This window comes from Peribacillus sp. NPDC097225 (assembly GCF_044761955.1).
Taxonomy (GTDB): domain Bacteria; phylum Bacillota; class Bacilli; order Bacillales; family DSM-1321; genus Peribacillus.
Genome location: NZ_JBIWDJ010000001.1, coordinates 415,244 through 439,610 on the forward strand (window position 1 = coordinate 415,244; position 24,367 = coordinate 439,610).

Annotated in this window: 26 protein-coding genes and 1 other annotated feature; of the genes, 7 read left to right on the forward strand and 19 right to left on the reverse strand. The window is 40.8% G+C overall.

What is annotated here, in order from left to right; all coding sequences use genetic code 11:
- Positions 1-21: 21 nt before the first annotated feature.
- From ACIQXH_RS02075 to ispG, 3 genes are all read left to right on the forward strand, one after another.
- On the forward strand, positions 22-795 hold the full coding sequence (locus ACIQXH_RS02075; RefSeq protein WP_402986268.1) for a DUF1189 domain-containing protein: 774 nt from the start codon (positions 22-24) through the stop codon (positions 793-795).
- Positions 796-1,137: 342 nt separating this feature from the next.
- Complete coding sequence (locus ACIQXH_RS02080) at positions 1,138-1,464, forward strand: LysM peptidoglycan-binding domain-containing protein (protein ID WP_402869532.1); 327 nt, start codon at positions 1,138-1,140, stop codon at positions 1,462-1,464.
- 232 nt (positions 1,465-1,696) lie between these two features.
- On the forward strand, positions 1,697-2,812 hold the full coding sequence (gene ispG, locus ACIQXH_RS02085) for a flavodoxin-dependent (E)-4-hydroxy-3-methylbut-2-enyl-diphosphate synthase (protein WP_403122606.1): 1,116 nt from the start codon (positions 1,697-1,699) through the stop codon (positions 2,810-2,812).
- 89 nt (positions 2,813-2,901) lie between these two features.
- Here ispG and ACIQXH_RS02090 read toward each other — a convergent pair whose 3' ends face one another.
- Positions 2,902-3,354 carry a DUF4190 domain-containing protein gene (locus ACIQXH_RS02090; protein ID WP_402986271.1) on the reverse strand — a complete coding sequence of 151 codons (453 nt, stop codon included), beginning with the start codon at positions 3,352-3,354 and terminating at the stop codon, positions 2,902-2,904.
- A gap of 170 nt (positions 3,355-3,524) precedes the next feature.
- On the opposite strand from ACIQXH_RS02090, the gene ACIQXH_RS02095 reads away from it, so the two are divergent.
- Entirely contained in the window at positions 3,525-4,109 is a 585-nt protein-coding gene (locus ACIQXH_RS02095) for a 5' nucleotidase, NT5C type (protein ID WP_402986274.1), read from the forward strand.
- 39 nt (positions 4,110-4,148) lie between these two features.
- Here ACIQXH_RS02095 and ACIQXH_RS02100 read toward each other — a convergent pair whose 3' ends face one another.
- The 3 genes from ACIQXH_RS02100 to ACIQXH_RS02110 are packed head-to-tail and all read right to left on the reverse strand — an operon-like array spanning position 4,149 to position 6,204.
- Entirely contained in the window at positions 4,149-4,571 is a 423-nt protein-coding gene (locus ACIQXH_RS02100) for a Fur family transcriptional regulator (RefSeq protein ID WP_402869538.1), read from the reverse strand.
- 13 nt (positions 4,572-4,584) lie between these two features.
- A complete protein-coding gene (locus ACIQXH_RS02105; protein WP_402869540.1) occupies positions 4,585-5,418 on the reverse strand; it encodes a metal ABC transporter permease in 834 nt (277 codons plus the stop codon).
- Positions 5,419-5,439: 21 nt separating this feature from the next.
- Positions 5,440-6,204 (reverse strand): metal ABC transporter ATP-binding protein, encoded by a 765-nt coding sequence (locus tag ACIQXH_RS02110; RefSeq protein WP_402986277.1) that lies wholly within the window; start codon positions 6,202-6,204, stop codon positions 5,440-5,442.
- Between the two features lie 206 nt (positions 6,205-6,410).
- Here ACIQXH_RS02110 and ACIQXH_RS02115 point away from each other — a divergent pair, with 206 nt between their 5' ends.
- Complete coding sequence (locus tag ACIQXH_RS02115; RefSeq protein ID WP_402869544.1) at positions 6,411-6,671, forward strand: DUF2624 family protein; 261 nt, start codon at positions 6,411-6,413, stop codon at positions 6,669-6,671.
- A gap of 81 nt (positions 6,672-6,752) precedes the next feature.
- Here ACIQXH_RS02115 and ACIQXH_RS02120 read toward each other — a convergent pair whose 3' ends face one another.
- On the reverse strand, positions 6,753-7,649 hold the full coding sequence (locus tag ACIQXH_RS02120) for a deoxyribonuclease IV (RefSeq protein ID WP_403121957.1): 897 nt from the start codon (positions 7,647-7,649) through the stop codon (positions 6,753-6,755).
- 14 nt (positions 7,650-7,663) lie between these two features.
- On the reverse strand, positions 7,664-8,977 hold the full coding sequence (locus ACIQXH_RS02125; RefSeq protein ID WP_402869550.1) for a DEAD/DEAH box helicase: 1,314 nt from the start codon (positions 8,975-8,977) through the stop codon (positions 7,664-7,666).
- Between the two features lie 421 nt (positions 8,978-9,398).
- On the opposite strand from ACIQXH_RS02125, the gene vrrA reads away from it, so the two are divergent.
- Together vrrA and ACIQXH_RS02135 are read left to right on the forward strand one after the other, a co-directional pair.
- Positions 9,399-10,094 (forward strand): VrrA/YqfQ family protein, encoded by a 696-nt coding sequence (gene vrrA / locus ACIQXH_RS02130; RefSeq protein ID WP_402869552.1) that lies wholly within the window; start codon positions 9,399-9,401, stop codon positions 10,092-10,094.
- 123 nt (positions 10,095-10,217) lie between these two features.
- On the forward strand, positions 10,218-11,165 hold the full coding sequence (locus tag ACIQXH_RS02135; protein WP_402869554.1) for a 4-hydroxy-3-methylbut-2-enyl diphosphate reductase: 948 nt from the start codon (positions 10,218-10,220) through the stop codon (positions 11,163-11,165).
- 44 nt (positions 11,166-11,209) lie between these two features.
- Here ACIQXH_RS02135 and ACIQXH_RS02140 read toward each other — a convergent pair whose 3' ends face one another.
- From ACIQXH_RS02140 to ACIQXH_RS02200, 13 genes are all read right to left on the reverse strand, one after another.
- Positions 11,210-12,328, reverse strand: coding sequence for a Nif3-like dinuclear metal center hexameric protein (locus ACIQXH_RS02140; protein ID WP_403121958.1), 1,119 nt, complete (start codon positions 12,326-12,328; stop codon positions 11,210-11,212).
- Positions 12,325-13,032, reverse strand: coding sequence for a tRNA (adenine(22)-N(1))-methyltransferase (locus ACIQXH_RS02145; protein WP_403121960.1), 708 nt, complete (start codon positions 13,030-13,032; stop codon positions 12,325-12,327). Before ACIQXH_RS02145 ends, ACIQXH_RS02140 begins: the two co-directional genes overlap by 4 nt.
- Before the next feature lie 192 nt (positions 13,033-13,224).
- The gene (cccA, locus tag ACIQXH_RS02150; RefSeq protein ID WP_402869559.1) at positions 13,225-13,593 is read right to left on the reverse strand and encodes a cytochrome c550; all 369 of its coding nucleotides are present in this window, start codon (positions 13,591-13,593) and stop codon (positions 13,225-13,227) included.
- A 234-nt stretch (positions 13,594-13,827) separates the two neighbouring features.
- Complete coding sequence (locus tag ACIQXH_RS02155; RefSeq protein WP_402958423.1) at positions 13,828-14,358, reverse strand: hypothetical protein; 531 nt, start codon at positions 14,356-14,358, stop codon at positions 13,828-13,830.
- Between the two features lie 167 nt (positions 14,359-14,525).
- Positions 14,526-15,659: an RNA polymerase sigma factor RpoD gene (gene rpoD, locus ACIQXH_RS02160; protein ID WP_402869563.1), complete on the reverse strand. Its 1,134-nt coding sequence runs from the start codon at positions 15,657-15,659 to the stop codon at positions 14,526-14,528.
- Positions 15,660-15,694: 35 nt separating this feature from the next.
- The gene (dnaG, locus tag ACIQXH_RS02165) at positions 15,695-17,503 is read right to left on the reverse strand and encodes a DNA primase (RefSeq protein WP_403121963.1); all 1,809 of its coding nucleotides are present in this window, start codon (positions 17,501-17,503) and stop codon (positions 15,695-15,697) included.
- Positions 17,504-17,534: 31 nt separating this feature from the next.
- Complete coding sequence (locus tag ACIQXH_RS02170; RefSeq protein WP_403121965.1) at positions 17,535-18,119, reverse strand: YaiI/YqxD family protein; 585 nt, start codon at positions 18,117-18,119, stop codon at positions 17,535-17,537.
- A 379-nt stretch (positions 18,120-18,498) separates the two neighbouring features.
- Positions 18,499-19,320, reverse strand: a complete 822-nt coding sequence (locus ACIQXH_RS02175) for a pyruvate, water dikinase regulatory protein (RefSeq protein ID WP_402869568.1) — start codon at positions 19,318-19,320, stop codon at positions 18,499-18,501.
- A 16-nt stretch (positions 19,321-19,336) separates the two neighbouring features.
- Positions 19,337-19,975, reverse strand: a complete 639-nt coding sequence (gene ccpN / locus ACIQXH_RS02180) for a transcriptional regulator CcpN (RefSeq protein ID WP_402869892.1) — start codon at positions 19,973-19,975, stop codon at positions 19,337-19,339.
- A gap of 144 nt (positions 19,976-20,119) precedes the next feature.
- A complete protein-coding gene (gene glyS / locus ACIQXH_RS02185; protein WP_402958419.1) occupies positions 20,120-22,189 on the reverse strand; it encodes a glycine--tRNA ligase subunit beta in 2,070 nt (689 codons plus the stop codon).
- Positions 22,176-23,072, reverse strand: a complete 897-nt coding sequence (glyQ, locus tag ACIQXH_RS02190) for a glycine--tRNA ligase subunit alpha (protein ID WP_402869572.1) — start codon at positions 23,070-23,072, stop codon at positions 22,176-22,178. The genes glyS and glyQ overlap by 14 nt, the downstream gene beginning before the upstream one ends.
- 115 nt (positions 23,073-23,187) lie before the next feature.
- Positions 23,188-23,363: a binding site (T-box leader), on the reverse strand.
- Positions 23,364-23,420: 57 nt separating this feature from the next.
- On the reverse strand, positions 23,421-24,173 hold the full coding sequence (recO, locus tag ACIQXH_RS02195; RefSeq protein WP_402869574.1) for a DNA repair protein RecO: 753 nt from the start codon (positions 24,171-24,173) through the stop codon (positions 23,421-23,423).
- Between the two features lie 33 nt (positions 24,174-24,206).
- Entirely contained in the window at positions 24,207-24,350 is a 144-nt protein-coding gene (locus ACIQXH_RS02200; RefSeq protein WP_402869576.1) for a YqzL family protein, read from the reverse strand.
- Positions 24,351-24,367: the final 17 nt, after the last annotated feature.

Sequence of the window (24,367 nt, forward strand, 5' to 3'; positions counted from 1 at the left end):
CATAAGATAGGTGCTGAAATCATGAACATATTCAAACAACTATGGGTGAGCCTCTATTCACCGAAAGATATCGGTTCCTTTCAAAACCAGGGAATTGGTAAGACAATTTTATATGTATTTTTCTTGAGCCTCATATTCTTCCTTCCTTCCGCATTTTACTTAGGTACAATGATTACGAATGGAATAAACGCGATTTCAGAAACTGTCTCGGAGGAAATGCCTGATTTTGAAATTAAAAATGGAACGCTAACCTCTGCTGACAAAGAGCCATTCGTCTTGAAAAAAGACAACTACCAAATATTCGTGGATGGCACTGGTTCCTTAACTCCAAAAGATGTTTCCGAAAAAACGGATGAAGCAGTGGCCCTTTTAAAATCCGAACTTGTATTTGTATCGAATGGCAATATACAAACTTCTCCTTATTCACTCTTAGAAGGAAACAATGAAGATTTATACAAATGGATCCATTCCGTGGAATCCGTCCTACCGATCATCCTGCCGTTGCTTCTCCTGACTTTATATTTATTCACGGCTGCTGGAACATTCTTGAAAGTGACCATTCTTGCTGCATTCGGGACGATATTCCGGAGCACCATGGGGCGTTCAATATCGTATAGGCACCTATGGAGGATTGCCGCATATAGCATCACGCTGTCCACTATTTTCTTCACAATCATGGACGCCTTTCAAGCAGAAGTCCCCTTCGCTTCCTTCATTAGCTGGTTCGTGTCGTTAATTATGCTTCACTTATCCATTAAAGAAACGAATGATAATTCTGAAGAAATAGGATCATAAGAATAAATCAAAACCAGACTTGCTCTTGCCTGTCTGGTTTTTTGTACAGGGCGTTATTCCATATGACACCCCTGCTCCCTAACCATATGTGACTGTAGTCATCATTTTTCCCGTTCACCTAAAATCGACAAACTATTCCCGAACATATGCCTATAATAAGAGTTTAATCAGTATATAAGGGGTGAAATGGCATGACCAAAGGGATTTTTGAATGAACTTCAAAAAGGACTGCCCAAACAAACTCTATTTAAAAGACACTCAGGAAAACCTGCCCAATTTCAGGCATAATACACCATCCTCCCAAATATATATGTATGAAAGACCATATTGGGGGATGAAATAATGAAAAGGTTACTGATGTTTTTCTCAATTTGTTTCATTCTATTTATCATTTATTTCGACATGACTACAGGAACTTTACCCACCTCCCCATCGTCAGCAACTTCAGTTCAGCCATCCAAGCCCGTAAGTAAACCTTCGGCCCCTTCAATCGCATATAAAGAAGTCCTCATCAAACCTGGAGATACCTTACTCTCCATCATGGAAAATGAAAGGGGAGCATCAAACAAGCCAATTGAAGAAGTCATATCAGATTTCCAAAGTTTGAATGAAGGGTTAAAACCTGAAAATATGCAGATTGGTAAAACGTACAAAGTACCCACATACTAATAAACCGTAATGATATATCTATCTTATCCGATGCTGGGATTGATGTCTTCTAGAAATAGCCGAACTTCAATCGAGAAAATCTCGACTGAAAAGAGTATACTTACTTCATAATAAAAAAGTAATGCGTCCTATTCCTTGTCAAGCGGTATGGACATTGATACAATATTTTAGTGAACTAAATGAAAAATCAAAATTGATTTTTTCCTAAAGGAGAGAATTCCACTTGAGTGAAATCATACATCGTACTAAAACGCGGCCAATTAAAGTTGGAAACTTAACAATCGGCGGCAATAACGAAGTAATCATCCAAAGCATGACAACAACTAAAACACATGATGTTGAAGCAACCGTTGCAGAAATCCTTCGTCTTGAAGAAGCAGGTTGTCAAATTGTACGTGTGGCCTGCCCGGATGAAAGAGCGGCTGATGCCATCCCTGAAATTAAAAAACGCATCCATATTCCACTTGTGGTCGATATCCATTTTGACTATAAGCTAGCCTTGAAAGCGATCGAAGGCGGAGCGGACAAAATACGGATTAACCCTGGGAATATCGGACGCCGAGAAAAAGTGGAAGCAGTAGTAACAGCTGCCAAAGCTAAAGGCATTCCGATTCGTATCGGTGTCAATGCAGGTTCTCTTGAAAAGAAAATCCTCGACAAATATGGCTATCCAACAGCAGATGGAATGGTCGAAAGTGCATTGCACCACATCAAGATCCTGGAAGATCTTGATTTCCATGACATCATCGTGTCAATGAAGGCATCCGATGTTACTTTGGCAGTCGAAGCTTATGAAAAAGCTTCAAGAGCTTTTGATTATCCATTACATCTGGGAATTACTGAGTCGGGCACCCTCTTCTCCGGTACGGTTAAAAGTGCGGCTGGACTCGGCGCCATCCTTAGCCAGGGTATAGGTAGCACACTCCGCGTATCGTTGAGCGCAGACCCTGTAGAAGAAGTGAAAGTAGCAAGGGAGCTCCTTAAAGTATTCGGGCTTGCTTCTAATATGGCCACACTAATCTCTTGCCCTACTTGTGGACGAATTGAAATCGACCTTATCTCCATCGCAAATGAGGTCGAGGAGTATATCGAGACGATTAAAGCACCAATCAAGGTATCTGTCCTAGGTTGTGCAGTGAATGGTCCTGGTGAAGCACGTGAGGCTGATATAGGCATTGCCGGGGCACGAGGCGAAGGTTTACTGTTCAGAAAAGGTAAAATCGTCCGTAAAGTACCTGAAGAAACCATGGTTGAGGAATTAAAAATAGAAATCGACAAAATCGCCGAAGAGTATTATGCAAAGCAAAGAGCTGAAGCAGAAGAAGCGGCTAATGCGGTCATTAAATAGGTAAAAAAGCCCTGATTCTAATCAGGGCTTTTTTGTTTCCACAAAAAAGCTGTCTCCGCTTACAAATGGAAACAGCAAAAACATGCTCCTTAAAAGAACGGCAGGATGAATATGCCCACAATGATGGAAACTGCACTTATACCTATAGCCCATGAGCCCATACTCGATCCCCTTTTACGGGCTGAAAAACCAATAATGATCCCAAGGATCCCCAATATAAAGGGCATCATGAACAACGAGAGAATGGAAATGATTAACGCAATGGCCCCTATACCTGTTCCACCCGATGCTTTACCAGAAGCATCCGACCGTCCATTCATTTTACTTTCATTAGGAATGGTGGAAATCTCGGCAGAAGTTTCTTCCTGATAACGACTATCCTGGACTGAAGTATCGTTTCTTTTTTGATAAGCCCTTTGCTCTACCGCATTTTCTTCTGTATAGTACCGCTCATGATGTTCATCATCCACGACAACCACTGGATCTTTTCCCGCTTCAGTTGAATGATCCTTGTCAATAATGGAGTATTGATCTTCTTCCATTGATCCATCACTCACTTTCGTTTTTAGGAGCATTTATAGTATATGTATAATAGCGAATAACCCTCATGATAAAGGTTGCATGTCTTGGTTTAAATATGTATTGTTTCCAATGGCTTGTTTGAATATGATACACTAAAATAACTGTTGCTGAAAATGAGGAGAGAGTCATCATGAAAAAAAGATTTGGTATCGATATTGACGGGACCATAACAAGACCCGATACCCTAGTTCCCTATTTAAATAAAGCTTTTCAATTAAATTTAGCTTATGAAGACATTAATGAATATGATTTATTCCCTTTCGTCAATGTACCCAAAGAAGACTTCACAAAATGGTTCATCGAAACCGAACCGACCATTTATTCGGAATCCTTAATGGCTGAAGGGGCAAAGGACATTCTCGAGGACTGGATGAAGCACGCTGATTTATATTTCATCAGTGCCAGGAGTGACCGCCTTCTTGATGTAACAAAAGACTGGTTTACGAAGAACCAGGTCCAATACAGTCATCTGGAGTTAGTCGGTTCCCATGATAAAGTCGCCACAGCCAAAAAATACGCCGTGGATCTCTTTCTAGAGGACAAGTATGACAATGCGGTCGCCATTTCTGAAGAATGTAATATCCCTGTCCTTTTATTCAATACACCATATAATCAAGGACCGGTACCAGAAAGGGTTTTCAGGGTGGATAACTGGATGGAAGCTTCTCAGTGGGTCAACCATTGGCTCTCCGATAAGCCGTTAAGCTTAAAATAGGATCGTAAAAAAACCATTGACAGGAGTCAATGGTTTTTTTTACGATCCTACCGATATACAGACGGGACAACGACCATAAATTTCGAATTTATGACCTGAAACCTCATAGTCCTTCAAACTTTCCTGAAGCTCCTGCATCGGGCATACTTCGATTTCCTTTGTCTTACCACAATTCAAACAAATGAAATGGTGATGATGGGAAGAATGTCCACAAGTGAAGCGAAAATGCTTTTCACCTTCCAATTCAGTTGTCTCAAAGATTCCAAGCTCGACAAACAAGGAAAGATTTCGATAAATTGTATCGAAGCTTAAGCCAGGATAATCTCGCTTCATATTCTCCAGTACATCTTTAGCGGTTAAATATTTATCACTTGAAGAAAAAAGAGCCAGCATTTCCTCTCTTTTTCCTGTATGTTTAAACCCTTTATCTTTAAGTAATTGCATGGCAGTTGTTACGTTCAAAAAATCACCCCACCTATCGATTTTTCCACTTATCCAATAAAATTGATAAGACAAGTATTAGCACTGCGATGATCACGATCGTTCCTCCTGGAGCAAGATCCATATTATAGGATATGAATAGTCCTCCCACGACAGAAATTTCCCCGAATATGACGGAAAAGGCAATCATCTGCTTAAAGCCTTTTGCAAAGCGAAGGCTTGCTGCCACAGGCAATGTCATAAGTGAAGATACCAGTAATATCCCGATAATCTTCATCGATGCAGCAATCACCAATGCCACCATCACGATAAAAATAAAATGAATGGCTTGATATGGGATACCTGAAGCCTTGGCATGTTCTTCATCAAAGGATAGTAAAAATAATTCTTTATATAACAAGGCTAACATCAAAGCGACTGCAATGCCCACTCCCATGATGAGATACAAGTCTGTACGGCTTACTGCACTGACACTTCCGAATAAATAACTGTATAAGTCCGTATTAAAACCATCTGCAACGGAAATGAAAATGACGCTAAGCCCCATGCCGCCAGCCATGATGATGGGTATGGCAAGCTCTTGATAATGCTTGTACACCCCTCTTAACTTTTCAATGAATAACGATCCTCCAACAGAAAAGGCCATCCCTATATAAAGCGGATTCAATCCGGCAAGAGAAAGAAAACTTTTCTGAAGCAATAAACTGAATGCAATTCCTGCTAGCGCTACATGACTAAGTGCATCGGAAATCATCGACATCCGTCTTACCACGACAAAAACGCCTACAAGTGGCGCAATCGCTCCGATGATGATCCCAGTCAAAAAAGCGTTCTGCAGAAATTCAAATTGCAATATCCCCGATATCATTGGGCTATCCTCCAAAACTTATTAATGATTATGGTTTAAAAACTGAACGCCATGTCCGTAAATGGAAGACAATTCTTCCTCATTCAGGCCATTGTATTCGACGGCATCGCCATGAAAATGAAGCACCTTGTTCAAACAGGCAACATGTGTGACTTTATCGGTCACAGTACCGACATCATGTGTAACCAATATTAGGGTAATCCCCAATTTTTTATTTAGCATCTCAAGCATTTCGTAAAACTGATGGACATTTTTTGAATCAACACCAACAGTTGGTTCGTCCAAAATCAACAATTCAGGCTCACTGACAATTGACCGCGCAATAAACACCCTCTGCTGTTGACCTCCGGATAATTCACCGATGTTTCGGTTTTGATACTCGAGTATATCCACTGATTCCAGAGCATCCTTCACCTTTTTCTTGTCTTCTTTGCTTGCGAATTTGAACAGGCCGATTTTTTTTGTCAAACCGCTTTGAACCACTTCAAAAACGGTAGCAGGAAAACCGGAATTGAAGGAATTTGCCTTTTGAGAAACAAACCCTATCTTTTGCCAATCCCTAAAGCGTCGGATATCTTCCCCAAATAAATTAATTTTTCCTTTTTGGAGTTTAAATACACCAAGTAACAACTTCAACAGAGTGGATTTACCGGATCCATTCGGACCGACGATAGCTAAAAAGGCCCCTTTAGGTATTTCAAGTGATACATGCTCCAGCACTAAATCTTTTGTATATTTGTAAGATATATCTTCTAATTTAACGATGGGGTTGATTACATTGTCCAAAACTATCACCTTTTTTTTAAGAATCATTACGATTAACAAAGGTTAGTATAAATCAAAGATGTTCAGAAGTAAAGAATTCGCTCCAGACTTCACATGGTCTAACTGTTTAACAAAAACCATACATCCTTAAATTTCCAAAAATCCGTGAACTTTCGAGTTCACATACCCTATCTTTCTTCATATGTTTTAAAGGAGGAGGAGATCGTATGAAATTATTCGAAATGATGGTCAACCATAAAATAAATCAGATACGCCCGGATGAACTACTTTCCCTTGCTAAACAACATCAGATTAGTCTAACACAAAAACAGGCAAGTGATATTACTGCACTGCTTGCCGGTAGAAACATCAATATATTCGATATTCGCCAAAGGCAAAACGTTCTTGGTCAAATCACCCAAGTGGCAGGAGCGAATACGGCCCGGGCAATCGAAACCCTTTTCAACAACCTTACAGCCAATATGTAAACAAGGGTAGCCGGCATCATCTAATTTCCTATGTAAAATAAGGGACGATTCATCGACATGCCGATGGATCGTCCCTTCTACTTACATTTGCAACATGATTTTTTCCAGAACACCCTCGTCGAATTGCTGGTTCTTAAGCATATCGATTTCGAATTTATACGGAGCCTTTTTATCCTTCTTGTCTTCTCCTACATAAGGAGTTTCCAGGATTTTTGGAACTTCGCTTAACTGAGGATGATGGACAATGTAATTCAACGCTTTAAAGCCGATATGTCCAAAACCAATATTCTCATGACGGTCCTTATGCGCACCACGGACATTTTTGCTGTCGTTGATATGGAGCACCTTGATTCGTTCAACGCCGATCAACTTATCAAATTCATTCAGGACTCCATCGAAATCTTCGACGATATTGTATCCAGCATCATGTGTATGACACGTATCGAAACATACAGATAGCTTATCGTTACGGATTACACCATCCATGATCATTGCCAATTCTTCGAAAGAACGGCCACATTCCGTACCTTTCCCTGCCATCGTTTCAAGGGCAATTTGCACTTTGTCATCTGTAGAAAGAACCTCATTTAAACCTTCAATGATTCTTTTAATTCCGATTTCAGTGCCTGCACCGACATGGGCACCAGGATGAAGGACGATTTGGCCCGAACCGATTGCTTCCGTCCGATCGATTTCACTGCGCAAAAAATTGATTCCCAAGTCGAAAGTAGCTGGATTTGTGGTATTGGCAATATTGATTATATATGGAGCATGTACAACAATATCCGTTATCCCATTCTCCTCCATATGCAGTCTACCTGCTTCAATATTCAAATCCTCTATTTTCTTGCGTCTTGTATTTTGCGGGGCTCCTGTATAAACCATGAATGTATTGGAACCATATAAAGCCGCTTCCTGACTCGCAGCAAGTAGCATATTTTTCCCGCTCATTGAAACATGCGACCCAATCTTCAGCATCTAATTACTCCCTTTTATTTCTTTCTTTGTATGCGGCGTTCGCGTTTTTTAAAGTTTTCCACGTCACGTTGAATTTTCTTCTTGTAACCAGGCTTAACTTTAGACGGCTTCTTAACATGCCTGCTTGCCTTTACATCTATCTCTGATTTTTGTTTCTTACGATTTTTCCGTTTGTTACGTTCGTCTATATCTACCCAATCGCCATTTTGAATATCGGCATCATGGAATTCTATCCCCATCTTTTCAAGGCGGTTCAATGCATCTTCATCAGATGTACCATATATCGTTGCTGCAATTCCTGAGTATCCGGCGCGGGCAGTTCTTCCCGTTCTATGAATGTAGAAGTCCAGGTCCGTCGGTAATTCATAGTTAATGATATGACTGACACCTTCAATATCAATTCCGCGAGAAGCCAAATCAGTAGCGACAATGAATTGATACTCTAGATCATTGATTTGCTTCATCATTTTCTTACGGTCACGAGGCGATAAATCTCCATGGATCCGGCCCACTTTCAATCCCTTTTCAATCAGGGAGTTGGCTACATGATCCGCCATTTTTTTCGTATTGGTGAAAACGATAGCCAAATACGGATTATAACGAACGATGATATCATGTAATAACTGCTCCCTGTTACGGTGACGAAGAGGTATCAGAACATGTTCAATCTTTGCGGCTGTCGCCTGTTTCGGATTAACTTGAACATATTTCGGGTTTTCCATATATTTATTCAAGAATGGCTTTAACTTTTCCGGAATGGTTGCCGAGAAAACAAGCATTTGAATTTTTTCCGCCATACGGGAAGCAAATTGGTCAACATCTTCAAGGAAGCCCATATCGAGCATAAGGTCCGCTTCATCAACCACAAGCATTGTAGCCGTATATACCTGAAGTGCTTGAGCCTCAACCAAATCCTTGATTCTTCCTGGAGTCCCAATGACCAACTGTGGCTGGGTCTTCAATTTATCGATCATACGCTGTTTATCGGTACCACCGATATAGCAACGTACTTGAATTTGCTCGTCTTCAGGGAAATGGTCCGCAATTTTCAAAGCTTCTTTGTAGATTTGATTCGCTAACTCACGGGTTGGTGCGGAAATAATCGCTTGAACTTCATTTTTCCCAGCATCAAGCTTGTTCATAATCGGCAGCAAATAGGAATGAGTCTTCCCTGTACCTGTCTGCGACTGTCCAATTAAGCTACTTCCCTTTAAAAGCGACGGGAGCACGCGTTCTTGTATTTCCGTCGGCTTATCGAACCCTAAAGTACGAACTGCATCTAGAATGTAGCTTTTCAAATTAAATCGTTCAAATTGGTTTTGTTTCATCAAATATCTCCTTTATTCTTGTCTTTCATTAGACACGTCTTATTATTATAATAAATTTCATACAAAAAGCGCAAGCGTCTTGGTAGCTCGTGAAGAAAATAGGGATTGGCCCATAAGGCGTTTTTTGCCTTATGTGGTCCATCGTCTTTTTCACAGCGAGCTAGGCGCTGGAGCTGGATTATACAAAAAGCGCAAGCGCCTTGGTCAGTTCTCTTAATGGACTCTTGCAAAAGAAAAGCACCTGTCCTGGTCATAGCGTATCCCCCGCAGACATGGAGCAAAAAGACTACCGTTACCATCTTACCTTCTTTCCGACCACTTCACAACATTCCATCTATCCTTTCCTCAAACCTTTTTTACCATGCTGCATAATTTATAGGGAAGAACACATCAATACCTAAACCATAAAGAGGTGAAACCTATGTTCCAAGATAGAAACCGTTCCCCCGGTCCTGGATTCCAGCAACCTAATAATGGCCCAAGGATGCAGCAACCTAGACCCTTCAGGGGACCACAGTACCCAAACAGCAACCCTTTTCAGCCAATGAGGCCGCCTCAAGGAAGACCACAAGGACCACCGGGACCCCAACAAGGCTTCCGGGGAGGAGCCCCCTTCAATCAACAACAAAGACCAGAACAGCAACTTCCTAAGAAGGAAGGGATTTTAGCCAAGCTTCTAGGTAGGTCCAAACAACAAAATGCCGCTCCCCCAAACTTATTCGCACCAGCCAATTCCACTACCACTAGTTCTTCAAGAAGTAGTGGCGGCGGCATCCTGGAGAACTTAACCAAACCCGATTCACTCAACAATATGCTAAACAACACCCAAAAGGTATTGCAAGCGGCCGAGCAATTCACGCCAATGGTGCAGCAGTATGGGCCAGTAATTAAAAACCTCCCCTCCATGTGGAAGGTGTTCCGCAGCATATCATCAAGTGAAGAAACGGAAAAACCAGCAGAAGAAAACACCAATTTAACCACTTCTCCCAAGATTCAGGAACCCGAACCCGCTGTGAATAGCGATAAGCCAAAAATCGAATTAAACGTAGAACCGGCTGCCGAGGCTCTCCCCAAAAAGACAAGGAATCGATCATCCGGACCTAAACTTTATATTTAAACCATTATAAATTTGCGCCCGTGGCATCATTCATGAAATACGATATTTTGTAAAATCATCTATGGTCTTATATAATAGAAGGGAATACGCGTAAGTTTCTTGCCTTTGAAGGAGGACACATAGATGAAAGTAAATAAAATCTCCCCGCGGGGCTATTGCTATGGAGTAGTTGATGCCATGGTTATTGCCAGGAATGCGGCTTTAGATAAAACCTTGCCACGCCCTATTTACATTTTAGGAATGATCGTTCATAACAAGCACGTTACCGATGCTTTTGAAGAAGAGGGGATCATAACGCTAGATGGCAGTAACCGAAATGAAATCATCAATCAGGTGGAAACGGGAACTGTCATCTTTACCGCTCACGGCGTTTCCCCTGAGATTCGGAAGATTGCGAAGGAAAAAGGCCTTGTCACCCTTGATGCTACTTGTCCTGACGTTACCGCTACACATGACTTGATCAGGGAAAAAGAATCGGAAGGGTATCAAATCATCTATATCGGCAAAAAAGGACATCCTGAGCCAGAGGGAGCAGTTGGTGTAGCCCCTGATGTCGTTCACCTCGTGCAAAATGCTGAAGATGTCGAAGCCTTATCATTGAATAGTGAAAAGATCATTGTGACCAATCAAACGACAATGAGTCAATGGGATGTCCTGGACATCATGGAGAAGGTGAAGGAAAAGTTCCCCCATTCTGAGGTCCATAAAGAAATCTGTTTAGCCACACAGGTCCGTCAAGAGGCCGTAGCCCAACAAGCTGGAGAAGCGGATGTCCTTATCGTCGTTGGTGACCCAAAAAGCAATAACTCCAATCGGCTTGCACAAGTATCCGAAGAAATTGCAGGAACCACGGCTTATCGCATAGCCGATATTTCCGAGCTGAACCTCGAATGGTTAAAAGATGCCAAAACGGTGGCTGTCACTTCGGGAGCTTCCACTCCTACTCCTATAACGAAAGAGGTCATTAGATTCCTTGAACAATATGAACCTACTGACGAATCGACATGGGATACGGAAAAGAAAACACCCTTGCATAAAATCTTACCTAAAATCAAAGTAAAGAAAGCCTGAAAAAAGGCAGCCACAAATGGAAGTGGCTGCCTTTTTCTGTCCTTTTATATAAATGTAAAAGGATCTGTATTGAGCTCAGAAGGTATGAATTCTACATCCAAATTTTTATTGACGCACATCTCATTCAAGATTCGAGCTACACCTTTTTTCATCACTTTCTCAACATTATGGCCCGGATCCACGATATTCAATCCAATCATCATGGCGTCGTGAGCCGTATGATAATACATATCACCCGTTACATACACATCGGCACCTTTAAACTTAGCGGTCGTGAAGTATTTATTTCCATCACCGCCAAGAACGGCAACTTTTTTTATGGTACTGTTCAGGTCTCCAACTACACGGACATTCTCCACTTCGAGAGTCTCTTTAACATGCTCGGCAAATTGTCCAAGGGACATTTCTTCTGCAAGAACCCCGATTTTGCCTAGCCCCAAGGATTCGCCTTTGTTTTCCAACTTATAAATATCATAAGCCACTTCTTCATATGGATGGGCTTTGATCATCGCAGAAAGTATTTTTTTTTCAATGGGTTCGGGGAATATGGTTTCAATTCGTACTTCTGAAACCCTTTCAATCTTGCCTCGTTTACCAATCGACGGTTCACTGCCTTCCCCGGGTAAAAACCTGCCTGTACCCTCAACTGTAAACGAACAGTAACTGTAATTCCCTAGCGAACCGGCTCCTGCCTTACCCAAGGCATCCCTTACCTTTTGTTCGTCCTCTTTTGGTACATACACCACTAATTTTCTTAGAGGGATTTCATGGGTAGGGACAAGGACCTCTGTATTTTGTAATTGCAATGCATCAGCAAGTAAATCATTTACACCGCCCTTGGCTACGTCCAAGTTAGTATGTGCGGCATAAACGGCAATATCATGCTTGATCAATTTCTCGATGATTCGGCCACTAGCCTTAGCTGTATCTATTTTCTTCAACGGCCGATAAATCAAGGGATGATGGGCAATGATCAGTTCGACACCTTTTTCTATCGCTTCATCCACCACTTCTTCCAGGACATCAAGTGCAATCATCACTTTTGAAACGGGCTTATTCAATTCCCCGACATGTAGTCCAATTGGATCCCCTTCCATTGCGTATCGTTTCGGAGAGAACTGTTCGAACATTTCAATAATCTGCATACCATTAGCTGTTTTCATCGTTTAAGCACCTCCTCAATGAATGAAATTTGCACTTCCATTTCCTTGCGCTTCGTTTCTAAGCCACTTCGGCCACTCGCATCCAATTGCTCAATGATTCTTTCGAAGTGCGCCTTCTCATGTTGCCATTTCTTTATGAAAGTATCACTGAATTTCTTTAACAGGAATGGCCCGAACATAAGCCCAACTTGCTTATTTTCATGATAGGGCTGAAGAGGGTCCCCTTTTTTCGCAATCAAGATTTCATAGATCTTTCCATCTTCCTCCAGAATATCTTCATCGATTAATTCCCAACCGTTATCAATTAGCCAATTACGAACGTTTAGGGCTCCTACATTGGGCTGAAGAATGAGTCTCTCCACCTTCCCCAACTTTTCTTTCCCATTTTCCAATATACTAGCGATTAATGTACCGCCCATTCCTGCGATAGTAACACATGTAGCTTCATCCGGTTTTAATACCTCAAGCCCATCGCCTTTACGGACTTCTATGAGGTCCTCTAATCCCGTTCCCTTCACTTGTTTAAGGGCAGACTGATAGGGACCTTCCACAACTTCACCCGCTATCGCACGGTCACAGAGCCCATTGGATACAGCATAGCAAGGCAGGTAAGCATGATCGGAACCGATATCGGCCAGAATGCTCCCTTTCGGTATATGTAACGCGACATTTTCTAATCTCTTTGATAATTTCTCGTGATTCATTATACTATCAACTCTCTTATTTCAAATTCATATTTATATCATTTCATTTCCCATTCGATTATAACAAGTTCCAAGGAAAAATTACAGAACGAGGACAACATGGGGGGATCCATCAGGGAAAAGGAGGAGAATACCGAAGATAAAAGAAAAGCTGATTCAAAAACGAATGTACGTTTTGAATCAGCTTCCTGCTTATTTTAATCCGTGAATATACTTTGCCATGGCATCGAGATTCGATTCGTCAACTAAACCAGCAGGCATAGCTCCTCGTCCATTAGCGATGACTTCTTTGACTTCATCTTCGGATAAACGGTCGGCAACACCCTTAAGGGCAGGTCCGACTCCACCTTGATAGGCATCACCATGACATGAAATGCAATTCTGTTTATAAATGTCTTCAGGTGAGGATGAGGCACTTTCCGTTTCCTCTGTTTTTTCTCCGCCTTCTTTTTCTTTAGCAAGATCTTTGGCATCTCCTAAACCTTTGAATGAAAGTAAAAACATAAGTCCAATACCAAAAACCATGATAATAATAAAAGGCATAACTGGATTGCGATTCATAGTATTTCCTCCTCTATGTAGAACCTAAACTTACCATATTTAATATTATATACAAATTACTATATATTATTTTACTTGAAAAGAGTTTCAAGTAAAACCCCAAAAATAGAAGATATTATATTTTTTCTCAAATTTGTCAAAAATTTATGTATATTTACGAACAATTTTGACTTTTCTTGGATTATTTCCATAATACCCCTATTAATGATAAAACAAACAAGCATCTGTTTTTAATTATATCAATAAAAAGTAAGCTATTACAACTAATCCCAAAATTCCAGATATCGAAAAATAGAGCAGCTTATATTTTTGGCCAATCCATAACCATAACCCACAGTTGAAAAATAAGCCTATATACAGGATACTCCTCTTTCCAGCAGCGATTAGCTCGGTTACTTGCACTGTTTCCACTAACACTAACAATAACAATCCTATTAAAGATAATAGTAAAAGGAGTTTCGTGTTCTTGAAGCGTCGAAGAAAGAAAAGAAAAGCAAGGATGGAGAAAGTTGTCACGACTATTTGCATTGTGTTGGATATTTCAGTAAAATAATTCAAAAATATATTAATTAAAAAAAGAGCACCCATTGCAATCCCATTAATCCATTCTTTTTTACGGCTTTTGCTTTTCTGAGGGGTAACAGGTTGTGCCTCCCCCTGGCTATATAAGGCTAGTAAGTAATTGCAATATTGTTCTGGGAGCATGCGACTTTGCTTCCAAGAGTTAATTTCTTGAATGATGATTTTCTTTCTTGTTTCATCCATGAATACACTTCCTCATGCGTACTGTGCTTTTTTATTTTTCGGTTAATCCTGCCTGTCGGATTTGGTGTTGATTTCCTTTAAAGGATTATTCTCCACACCAATGGCTGAAAAAAAGAGCCACTCCCGAACGCTGGGCATTCAAAGAGGGCTCTGTAAAGGGCGTTATTCTATTCTAGGAAATCTTTCAAGCGTTTACTGCGGCTTGGATGTCTAAGCTTTCGTAGTGCCTTAGCTTCGATTTGACGGATACGCTCGCGGGTTACGCCAAACACCTTACCTACCTCTTCAAGAGTGCGTGTACGACCATCATCAAGTCCGAAGCGAAGTCTCAAGACATTCTCTTCACGATCAGTCAGTGTATCTAACACATCTTCAAGTTGTTCTTTCAACAATTCGTATGCAGCATGTTCAGATGGAGAAGTCGCATCTTGGTCTTCAATGAAATCACCTAAGTGTGAATCATCTTCTTCACCAATTGGGGTTTCCAATGAAACAGGCTCCTGAGCAATCTTCAAGATTTCACGAACCTTTTCCGGAGTTAAATCCATATCCTCTGCAATTTCCTCTGGAGATGGTTCACGTCCAAGATCTTGAAGAAGCTGTCTTTGTACCCTGATTAATTTATTGATGGTCTCAACCATATGCACCGGTATTCTGATCGTTCTTGCTTGGTCAGCAATCGCACGAGTGATGGCCTGACGAATCCACCAAGTTGCATAGGTACTGAACTTGTACCCTTTGCGGTAATCGAATTTCTCTACCGCTTTGATAAGACCCATATTTCCTTCTTGAATCAAGTCAAGGAAAAGCATACCGCGTCCCACGTAACGTTTGGCTATGCTGACTACGAGACGTAGATTGGCTTCGGCTAGACGGCGTTTTGCCTCTTCGTCCCCTTCCTCGATTCGCATCGCTAAAGAGATTTCCTCTTCTGCAGATAAAAGGTCGACCCGACCGATCTCTTTCAAGTACATCCGGACAGGATCATTAATCTTAACACCAGGAGGAACACTTAAGTCATTTAAGTCAAACTCTTCTTCTTTAGCAAGTTTTTTGGAATCCGGATCATCTTCATCCTCTTCTTCCTCACCATCCGTGAGAATCTCGATTCCATTTTCAGCTAGCACCTCATAGAACTCATCCATTTGATCGGAATCTAATTCGAAACCGCCAATTTTTTCGGCAATTTTTTCTAAGGTCAAAGAGCCTCTTTTCTTACCTAGCTCTATTAATTTTTCTTTAACCTGCTCAAGGCTAAATTCATTATCAACTTGTTTGGAACGTGCTGGTTTTTCAGCCATTAGTTCCCCTCCTTCCAGGTCTTACACCTAAACAACTACAACATTTTGCGCAACTTAATGATTTCCATTGCAATTCTGGCGGCAGCTTTAGGATCGCTGCGTCTCACTGCATCTTTTTCTTCTGCCTGTTTTTCTTTTATCTTTAACATCTTTTCATATTTCAACACTTGATTTATACAATCAGTCAGTTCTTTATCGGAAACTTCCTCATTAACTGACATCATTTCTATTTCCGAAACGATCCTTCTCAAGTTTGGATCCGGCAAATAAGTAAGGAAAAAGCTTGGATCAGGCTCGTGTCCATCTTCATAGAAAGCATATAAATAGGTGATGATGGCCTGATGTTCATCTACATGAAAGAGTGTTTGTCCAAGCAACTGTTGAATCTTATAAGTCATTTCCCTGCTTTTCAGCATATGGGCCATCAACTTAATTTCAGCATTGTGATGAGCAGGTTTTAATTTATGCTCATACTGAAGGGTCATTTTCTTTTGAGCAGCAGGTTGTGGCAGTGTACCCTTTTTACGTTCGGCAAAAAATACCTGTCGTTGCTGCTGTTCAAGCGCATCCAACGAAAGTGTAAACTCGGAGGATAGCTGCCTAAGATAATGATCCCGCTCCACTGCACTTGGCAAACGAGAAATTTCTTTAAGGACTTCTTCGATATATTGAATTCGATCTCCTTCATTATTTACATTTTTTCCTCGACGTAAATAATGCATCTTGAATGCCATGTAGGTTAAACTGGCCCCTATTACCTCAGAAACAAAGCTTTTCTCACCAAATTCCTTTATGTAGTCATCGGGGTCCATATTATCAGGCATAAGTGCTACCTTAACGGTAAAATCCGTTTCCTGTAGCATGTTAACTGCGCGGTTAGCTGCATTCAAACCAGCCGAATCCGAATCATAACAGATTAAAACCTGGTCCGTATTTCTTTTTAAAAGCTGAATGTGCTGATCGGTTAGAGCGGTCCCCATCGTAGCAACCGAATTCTCCACTCCGGCACGGACTGCGGAAATACAGTCGGCAAAACCTTCGAAAATTACAACTTGTTCCTTCTTGCGAATGTGCGGTCTTGCTTGATGGAAATTATATAAAGTTTTACTTTTATTAAAGATTGGGGTCTCGGGGCTATTCAAGTATTTGGGCTCATCGTCCCCCATTGCTCTACCCGAAAACGCAATCGTATTCCCTTGATGATCCATAATTGGAAACATGACTCTATTTCTAAAACGGTCAAAGTATGACTCATCTTTTTCCCTGTAAATAATCAACCCAGCCTGTTCCATAAATTCTGGCGGGAAACCCCTTTTTAAAAGAAACTTGGAAACAAAATCCCAAGAATCCAGTGAGTAACCAATTTGGAACTTTTCAATCGTTTCTTCGGTAAATCCTCTATTAAGGAGATACTCCAAAGCTTCTTGGCCTTCCTTGGTATTTACAAGAAGATGATGGTAAAACTTTCGAAGCAAGTCATGGGCTTCAAGCATCTGTTGAGAACCAGCCGGCATATTAGACCGTTGGGAGTCCTTATTTATTTCAACGTCCAAAGGTATATTCCCTTTTTCAGCCAGGACCTTTGCAGATTCCACAAAATTATACCCTTCGATATCCATTAAGAAAGTGAAAATATTTCCGCCTGCACCACAGCCGAAACAATGGAAAATCTGCTTCTCTGCGGAAACAGAAAATGATGGTGAGTTTTCACCATGGAAAGGACAAAGCCCGAAATAATTCCGTCCTTGCTTCTTCAGCTGGACATATTCTCCAATCAAGTCGACGATGTCCACTGCTTCTCGGATCTGATTTATCTTTTCATCTTCTATACGACCATTTGTCATTTTTTCACCTTGCGATTTTGGTGATAGTTTTTTAATTCGATATTGAATCCTGATTCCCTGCAAAATTCGACAAAATTTTCAAAAGTTTATTTGTAAAACATATTTTGTCATCCTTTGTAAAGGCTTTCGGTCCTTTCGTATGCTTCCCCTGCCTGCGAAGTTTCGCTGACTGGTAGCGCATATCGAGAAGCATGAAAATATTCTCATTTGTATATTCTTTTCCCCTCGGAGATAGAACATAAACGCTTTTAGGAAGCAGGGTACCAGCTAATCCAATATCAGCAGTAATAACAATATCACCCTTTTTTACAGAATTCACTATATAAAGATCTGCTGCTTCTTTATCTGCATCGACGTATACCCATTTGCCTTCAGGGTTGTTCATCATATTTTTATATGATGCAACAAAACAGACATCGACATCGCATTGTCTTGCACAATGAAGAATCTCATCTTTCACCGGACATGCATCGGCGTCAACATGTATTATTGGTTTATTTATCATACCTTTTAATTCTACATCATTCTGCATAATCCTTTTTTCTCCCCTAAACTTTATCGAGATATAATGAAACTTCCAAACACTTATCCTGAAGTCATTCGCAAGAATATACAAACGGTATCCTCTAAACAAGTGTTACACCCTATTTTGCCTCATCAATTATACTGAATGTGTCGAATTTTTTTATGATAAAAAACTTGACTTCTTATAATCCTTAGTTTATTCCTTAATAACCAAGTCTAAACCTCAAGATTACTTTTTTCTCACAATTTTTTATTATAATCTATTTTTTAAAAAGATGCTACCAATTAGATTCTGAATTTCAAACATCTAAAAAGTGGGTTGTGAATTGTTTAACAAAAGAGGAATTATGTAAGTGTCATCCATGTTTTACATTTAAAACCCAACAAACCTTGAGCATGAAAATGTGAGCCGACACTAAAAGTGTCCAGCTCACATTTTGATTAATCTCAATTTTAAGAATAAGAGAAATCTACCGATTTTTATTTTGAAGAATATTCATAATTAAGTTGGCCGTTTCTTCGACAGCTTTATTCGTAACATCAATGATTGGGCAGTCGAGCCTTGAAATAATTTTATCAAAGTATGTCAACTCTTCTTTGATTCGTTCCACATTCGCATATATAGCATGATCATTGAGTCCAAGTGACTTCAATCGCTCTTTCCGAATATGATTTAACTTTTCAGGACTTATTTTCAACCCAATGCATTTTTCAGGCGGGACCAGGAATAGTTCTTCTGGCGGCTCTACCTCTGGTACTAAAGGAACATTGGCCACTTTATAGCGTTTATGAGCTAAATATTGGGACAAAGGTGTTTTGGACGTGCGAGAAACACCAACCAACACGATATCCGCACGTAAAATCCCACGTGGATCCCGTCCATCGTCGTATTTTACAGCAAATTCAATGGCTTCCACACGTTTGAAATAATCATCGTCAAGTTTTCTTACGAGCCCCGGCTCATTAAGAGGTCCTTTAGATGTTCTTTCCTGAAGGATATCCATGAGCGGTCCTAAAATGTCATAAGCAGACAGGTTTTCTTTTTCCACCTGTGCTTTCATGTAGTCTCTAATAGCAGGCTTCACAAGAGTGTAGGCGATGATTGCCCCATCTAATTTGGCCAGTGAAATTACTTCATCCACGTTATGTTCATCTTCAATATACGGAATTCGTTTAATAGTAAAAGCGGAACTAGAAAACTGACTAGCCGCAGCTTTAGTAACTAACTCCGCTGTTTCCCCAACTGAATCCGATACAACATATATAATAGAACCGTTCATATTCTCCGTCATTCCTTTGCAAGCCCCCCTAATAGCCTTCATCAGCTAAAGCTACGAATGCTTTTGTTATATTGGTTTTCGTCACTCTTCCAATTACCTCATAGCCTTTTTCTGTTTCTTTGACGACAGGTAATGAATCAATTTGTTTCTCAATCAATTTTTTGGCAACATCGATCAATAAATCTTCTTTAGTACACATTGTAATGTTAGGCATCCTTGTCATGATGATATTGACCGGGATGGAATTCAGTTCTTGTTTTCCAATACTTGCACGTAGCAAGTCTTTCCTGGACAGTACCCCTACGAGTAATGCATGCTTATCCACTACGAACATAGTGCCGACATCTTCTAAAAACATCATGACAATCGCATCGTAAACAGATATACCCTCATCCACAACGACAGGGATCGATTGATGGTCACGAACATACAGATGGTTCAGACTATCCGTCAATAGCTGTGTACCCGAGCGACCTGTATAGAAATACCCGACACGTGGACGTGCATCTAGAAAACCGGCCATCGTTAAGATAGCCAAATCCGGACGAAGCGTCGCCCTCGTTAAGCTTAACCTATCTGCAATATGCTCTCCAGTAATCGGTCCATTCTCTTTAACAATTTGTAAAATCTGTTCCTGACGTTTATTCAATTGAATTGTAATCACCACCCTACTGCTTTTCGCAGAGTAAAGTAACAAAGGATCTTCATATAACGATTATATACTATATCATTTGATAAAAGCAGTTTTCATCTCTATTAGTTGTAATAATCGGAAACCCTTCATAAAAAGGGTCCCGATCATTTCATTGGATTAAGAAAGGATTATTTTGTTCACAGCCCCAAAGCTGGAAACTAAATCACTAATTTCTTTCATAAGGGATAAACGATTATTACGTACGGCTTCATCTTCCGCCATGACCATTGTATGCTCGAAATAAGCCTCGATTTCGCTTTGAAGCGATATTAGCTGTTCGAAATGCTCCATCTCATCATTCGTTTCGGCATAGGCTGAAGCAACCGTTCCAAATTTCTCATACAACGCTTTTTCTTCTTCATTTTCAAAAGCACCCGGGTTCACTGTCACCTTATTATCGCATTTCCCAGCGATATTCATGACACGGCTTAACGCCTCAAGACTTTCTTTAAAGCCAGCTTCCTCTTTCTTCGCTTCTAATACCTGGGAGCGTTCAACAACAGAATGGATATAACCAATTTCATTAGCCAAAACAGCATCGATTAAATCATAACGAATGTGTAGTTCCTGAAGCAAATGCTTCACACGGGCTTTAAAGAATGTATGCATATCCGCTTTTACATCATCCATATCACGTTTCAAGAGGCCTTTTGCTTCAAGTCCTTTAAGACCCAAAGTGATAAGTTCCTCCAGTGTGATATCCCACTTTTTCTCCGCTAGAATTTGAACGACCCCACTTGCTTGTCTTCTTAAAGCATATGGATCTTGAGAACCGGTAGGGATCACTCCGATGGCGAAGAATGATGCCAGTGTATCAATTTTTTCCGCTACGCTCACAAGTGCCCCGATTAAGGATGGAGGTACATCGTCATCTGCATGTCGTGGCATATAATGTTCATTGATCGCTGTCGCCACTTCTTTCGCTTCACCTTTTAGAAGGGCATACTTTTCACCCATGTACCCTTGTAATTCAGGGAACTCATAAACCATATGACTCACTAAATCAAACTTGGCTATTTTTGCAGCACGTAGCGCCAATTCTTTATCCACTTTCAGTTTCAAGGCATCCACCAATGCTCCGGTTACCTCTGTTACACGTTCAGTTTTCTCGGCTAGAGTACCGATTTCTTCATGGTAAACGATGCTATCCAGCTTTTTCAAAGCATCAGCAATCTCTTTTTTCTGATCTTCTTTGTAGAAGAAAGCTGCATCCGATAAACGGGCACGCAATACTTTTTCGTTCCCTTTCGATACCATATCCAGGTGACGGTCATCCCCATTTCGAACAGTCACGAAGAAAGGAAGCAACTTTCCATCTTGATCTTTTACAGGGAAATACCGTTGATGTTCCTTCATCGATGTAATCAGCACCTGAGAAGGCAATTCAAGGAATTCTTCTTCAAAACGGCCAAATAACACCGTTGGATATTCAACCAAGTTATTTACCTCTTCCAGAAGATTTTCATCGACCGGGATGATCCAGCCATTCTCCTGTTCCAGGTTTTTGATTTGATCTAAGATCACGGTACGGCGTTTGTCTGGATTGACCATGACAAATTGTTCGTTAAGTGACTTTTCATACTGGTCAGGAGTTTCAATAACTGTACTTTCACCTAAAAAGCGATGACCTTTCGTTTCTCGGCCTGTTTCTACTTCAGCTATGGTAAAAGGTATTACTTCTTTACCGAACAAAGCAATTAACCATTTAATCGGACGGACGAAGCGAAGGTCCTGGTTGGCCCAACGCATATTTTTCGGGAAGGTCATGCCAGTTATGATTTCTTGTAGCTCCGCCAATAACTGAGCTGTCGGTTGCCCCTTGATGAATTTATTCACATGGACATATTCCACACCTTTAAGTTCTTTGAAATAAATATCCTCAGCCGTCATGCCTTGTCCTCTTACAAAACCTAACGCTGCTTTAGACCAGTTGCCTTCGGCGTCCAAAGCGATCTTCTTAGCCGGTCCTTTTGCTTCTTCTTCAATGTCCTTTTGTGATTCCGCAACATCTTTTACCAATATCGCCAAACGTCTTGGTGTTGAAAATGCTTCGACTTTACCAAATTCAATCGCTTTTTGTGTCAACCACTTTTGTACTTTGTCGGATAACTGTTTCATAGAAGCTGTAACAAATCGAGCCGGTAGCTCCTCCAACCCAATTTCCAATAACAAATCACGCTTGCTCATTTGTTTTCTCCCCTTTCACTTTCAGGATCGGGAAGCCTAATTTTTCCCGCTCTTCATAAAAAGTTTTGGCAACCTTACGCGCTAAATTACGACAACGGGCAATATAACCCGTTCTTTCCGTTACTGAAATGGCACCTCTGGCATCCAGCAGATTGAACGTATGAGAACACTTCAATACATAGTCATAAGCCGGATGTACAAGACCTTCCTCCATTTGACGATGCGCTTCCTTTTCATACATCGTGAAAAGTTCGAACAGCATATCAAGGTTGGATGTCTCGAATGTATATTTTGAATGCTCGTATTCCGGTTGGCCAAAGATGTCACGAACAGTAAATCCATCCGTCCATTCAAGTTCAAAGACATTTTCTTTGTCTTGGATGTATGAAGCCAAACGTTCAATTCCGTATGTAATTTCGACGGAGACTGGTTTACACTCTAGTCCACCAACTTGTTGGAAATAGGTGAATTGGGTAATTTCCATACCATCCAACCATACTTCCCATCCAAGACCCGCACAGCCAAGGGATGGATTTTCCCAGTTATCCTCAACAAAGCGAATGTCGTGCTCCAGTGGATTGATGCCTAGCTTCCGTAATGACTCCAAATAAAGTTCTTGAATATTATCCGGAGAAGGCTTCATGATCACTTGAAATTGATGATGTTGATAAAGACGGTTAGGATTCTCTCCATACCGGCCATCTGCAGGACGTCTTGAAGGCTCCACGTAAGCAACACTCCAAGGTTCTGGCCCAATTGCTCTAAGGAAGGTATAAGGACTCATCGTCCCGGCACCTTTTTCGACATCATAAGCATTCATTAAGATACAGCCTTGCTCAGACCAATGCTTTTGCAAAGTTAAAATCATATTTTGAATATTCATCGTACACCTCCAGGTTATTTAAAGCGGCTTACTAAATTCAGATTCAGGGGCGGGAAGTATCTTTTGCCTAGGATTCCTCAAGGCAAACAAAAAACTCCCGTCCCTATGCGAAATGCATAGGGACGAGAGTTTACCCGCGGTTCCACCCTAATTGCCGTTATGAAACGGCCTCTTTTCAAACCTAATCATGCTCCGGAACGCCCTTCCCTGTGTCTTCATATCCCGGCTTGCACCATCCCGGGTTCGCTTTTATGAATTAAAACAGGTACTCTCTTCCTTCGACGCATTCTTCTTATTTTGATGATTAAAATTTTATACAAACATAACCGGAATGTCAATAGTTCGAACCTAAAACATATCTTTCATCGAATCAATCTGTTTGAGAAACTTTTTGGACTTCAGATGTAACCCTGAATATTCCTCATAATAGGCATCAATGATTTTTGACAATTCCCTTTTAGTTTCCGGTTTAACAGATATGTTTCCAAGTCTGGACAAATCAAAATAATAAAAGATCCTCAGGAGTTTCACCGCAGAAGGAGAAATTTTATAATGATAAGGGTCCTTGTCCAAACAACGGTGACAAATAAACCCGGCTTCCCTTAGGGAGAAAGCAAATTCCCCTTCAGTCTCCCCACAAACGGCACATTGGTTCAAGACCGGGTTGATTCCATTTACAGGAAGCATTTTCATTTCAAAAATGAATTTCAAAACCTCAGCGTCGTATTCTTCATTTATGTAATGTAAAGTTTGTGAAAGCAATTCAAACAGATAGGGATTTGGTTTTTTATCGTCCACGCTCTTATCGAGCAATTCGACGATATAGGAAGCGTAGGCAGTGGCGAAAAGATCCTCCCTGATAAAACGAAGCGAGTCAACCATTTCCCCCTGCTGAAGGCTTCCAAGGCCACTAGATGTCGAAACAAGGAAATACCCGGAGCAAAAAAGCTGGGTCACGGCGGCAAGCCTGCTATTTGGCTTGCTCGCACCTCTTGCCATGACCCCTATTTTCCCTAGCTCCCGGGTATAAATCGTTATAATTTTATTGTTTTCTCCATATGCCGTCCTTCTAATGACAATGCCTTCACATTTCTGAAGCATAAAAGACACCACCCATACTTGCCAAGCTAATCCTTAAGAAACAGGAAAATCAATATCAGCTAGCTCTTCATTCGATACTAATGGTCTTTCCTGCCTTTCGACTTCTATCTCCTTATAAAGCAAATAGGTGTCCACATTACCTGTCTCACTAAATAACTCCCAGGTAAAATCCAACATATAAAGCCCACCCTTCA

Excerpts from the sequence above, each read along its gene's own strand:
- ACIQXH_RS02075 (WP_402986268.1), top strand. The coding sequence starts at position 22 with ATGAACATATTCAAACAACTATGGGTGAGCCTCTATTCACCGAAAGAT.
- ACIQXH_RS02080 (WP_402869532.1), top strand. The coding sequence starts at position 1,138 with ATGAAAAGGTTACTGATGTTTTTCTCAATTTGTTTCATTCTATTTATC.
- ACIQXH_RS02090 (WP_402986271.1), bottom strand. The coding sequence starts at position 3,354 with ATGGAAGAAGATCAATACTCCATTATTGACAAGGATCATTCAACTGAA.
- ACIQXH_RS02095 (WP_402986274.1), top strand. The coding sequence starts at position 3,525 with ATGAAAAAAAGATTTGGTATCGATATTGACGGGACCATAACAAGACCC.
- ACIQXH_RS02105 (WP_402869540.1), bottom strand. The coding sequence starts at position 5,418 with ATGATATCGGGGATATTGCAATTTGAATTTCTGCAGAACGCTTTTTTG.
- ACIQXH_RS02115 (WP_402869544.1), top strand. The coding sequence starts at position 6,411 with ATGAAATTATTCGAAATGATGGTCAACCATAAAATAAATCAGATACGC.
- ACIQXH_RS02120 (WP_403121957.1), bottom strand. The coding sequence starts at position 7,649 with ATGCTGAAGATTGGGTCGCATGTTTCAATGAGCGGGAAAAATATGCTA.
- ACIQXH_RS02125 (WP_402869550.1), bottom strand. The coding sequence starts at position 8,977 with ATGAAACAAAACCAATTTGAACGATTTAATTTGAAAAGCTACATTCTA.
- vrrA (WP_402869552.1), top strand. The coding sequence starts at position 9,399 with ATGTTCCAAGATAGAAACCGTTCCCCCGGTCCTGGATTCCAGCAACCT.
- ACIQXH_RS02135 (WP_402869554.1), top strand. The coding sequence starts at position 10,218 with ATGAAAGTAAATAAAATCTCCCCGCGGGGCTATTGCTATGGAGTAGTT.
- ACIQXH_RS02140 (WP_403121958.1), bottom strand. The coding sequence starts at position 12,328 with ATGAAAACAGCTAATGGTATGCAGATTATTGAAATGTTCGAACAGTTC.
- ACIQXH_RS02145 (WP_403121960.1), bottom strand. The coding sequence starts at position 13,032 with ATGAATCACGAGAAATTATCAAAGAGATTAGAAAATGTCGCGTTACAT.
- cccA (WP_402869559.1), bottom strand. The coding sequence starts at position 13,593 with ATGAATCGCAATCCAGTTATGCCTTTTATTATTATCATGGTTTTTGGT.
- ACIQXH_RS02155 (WP_402958423.1), bottom strand. The coding sequence starts at position 14,358 with ATGGATGAAACAAGAAAGAAAATCATCATTCAAGAAATTAACTCTTGG.
- rpoD (WP_402869563.1), bottom strand. The coding sequence starts at position 15,659 with ATGGCTGAAAAACCAGCACGTTCCAAACAAGTTGATAATGAATTTAGC.
- dnaG (WP_403121963.1), bottom strand. The coding sequence starts at position 17,503 with ATGACAAATGGTCGTATAGAAGATGAAAAGATAAATCAGATCCGAGAA.
- ACIQXH_RS02175 (WP_402869568.1), bottom strand. The coding sequence starts at position 19,320 with ATGACGGAGAATATGAACGGTTCTATTATATATGTTGTATCGGATTCA.
- glyS (WP_402958419.1), bottom strand. The coding sequence starts at position 22,189 with ATGAGCAAGCGTGATTTGTTATTGGAAATTGGGTTGGAGGAGCTACCG.
- glyQ (WP_402869572.1), bottom strand. The coding sequence starts at position 23,072 with ATGAATATTCAAAATATGATTTTAACTTTGCAAAAGCATTGGTCTGAG.
- recO (WP_402869574.1), bottom strand. The coding sequence starts at position 24,173 with ATGCTTCAGAAATGTGAAGGCATTGTCATTAGAAGGACGGCATATGGA.
- ACIQXH_RS02200 (WP_402869576.1), bottom strand. The coding sequence starts at position 24,350 with ATGTTGGATTTTACCTGGGAGTTATTTAGTGAGACAGGTAATGTGGAC.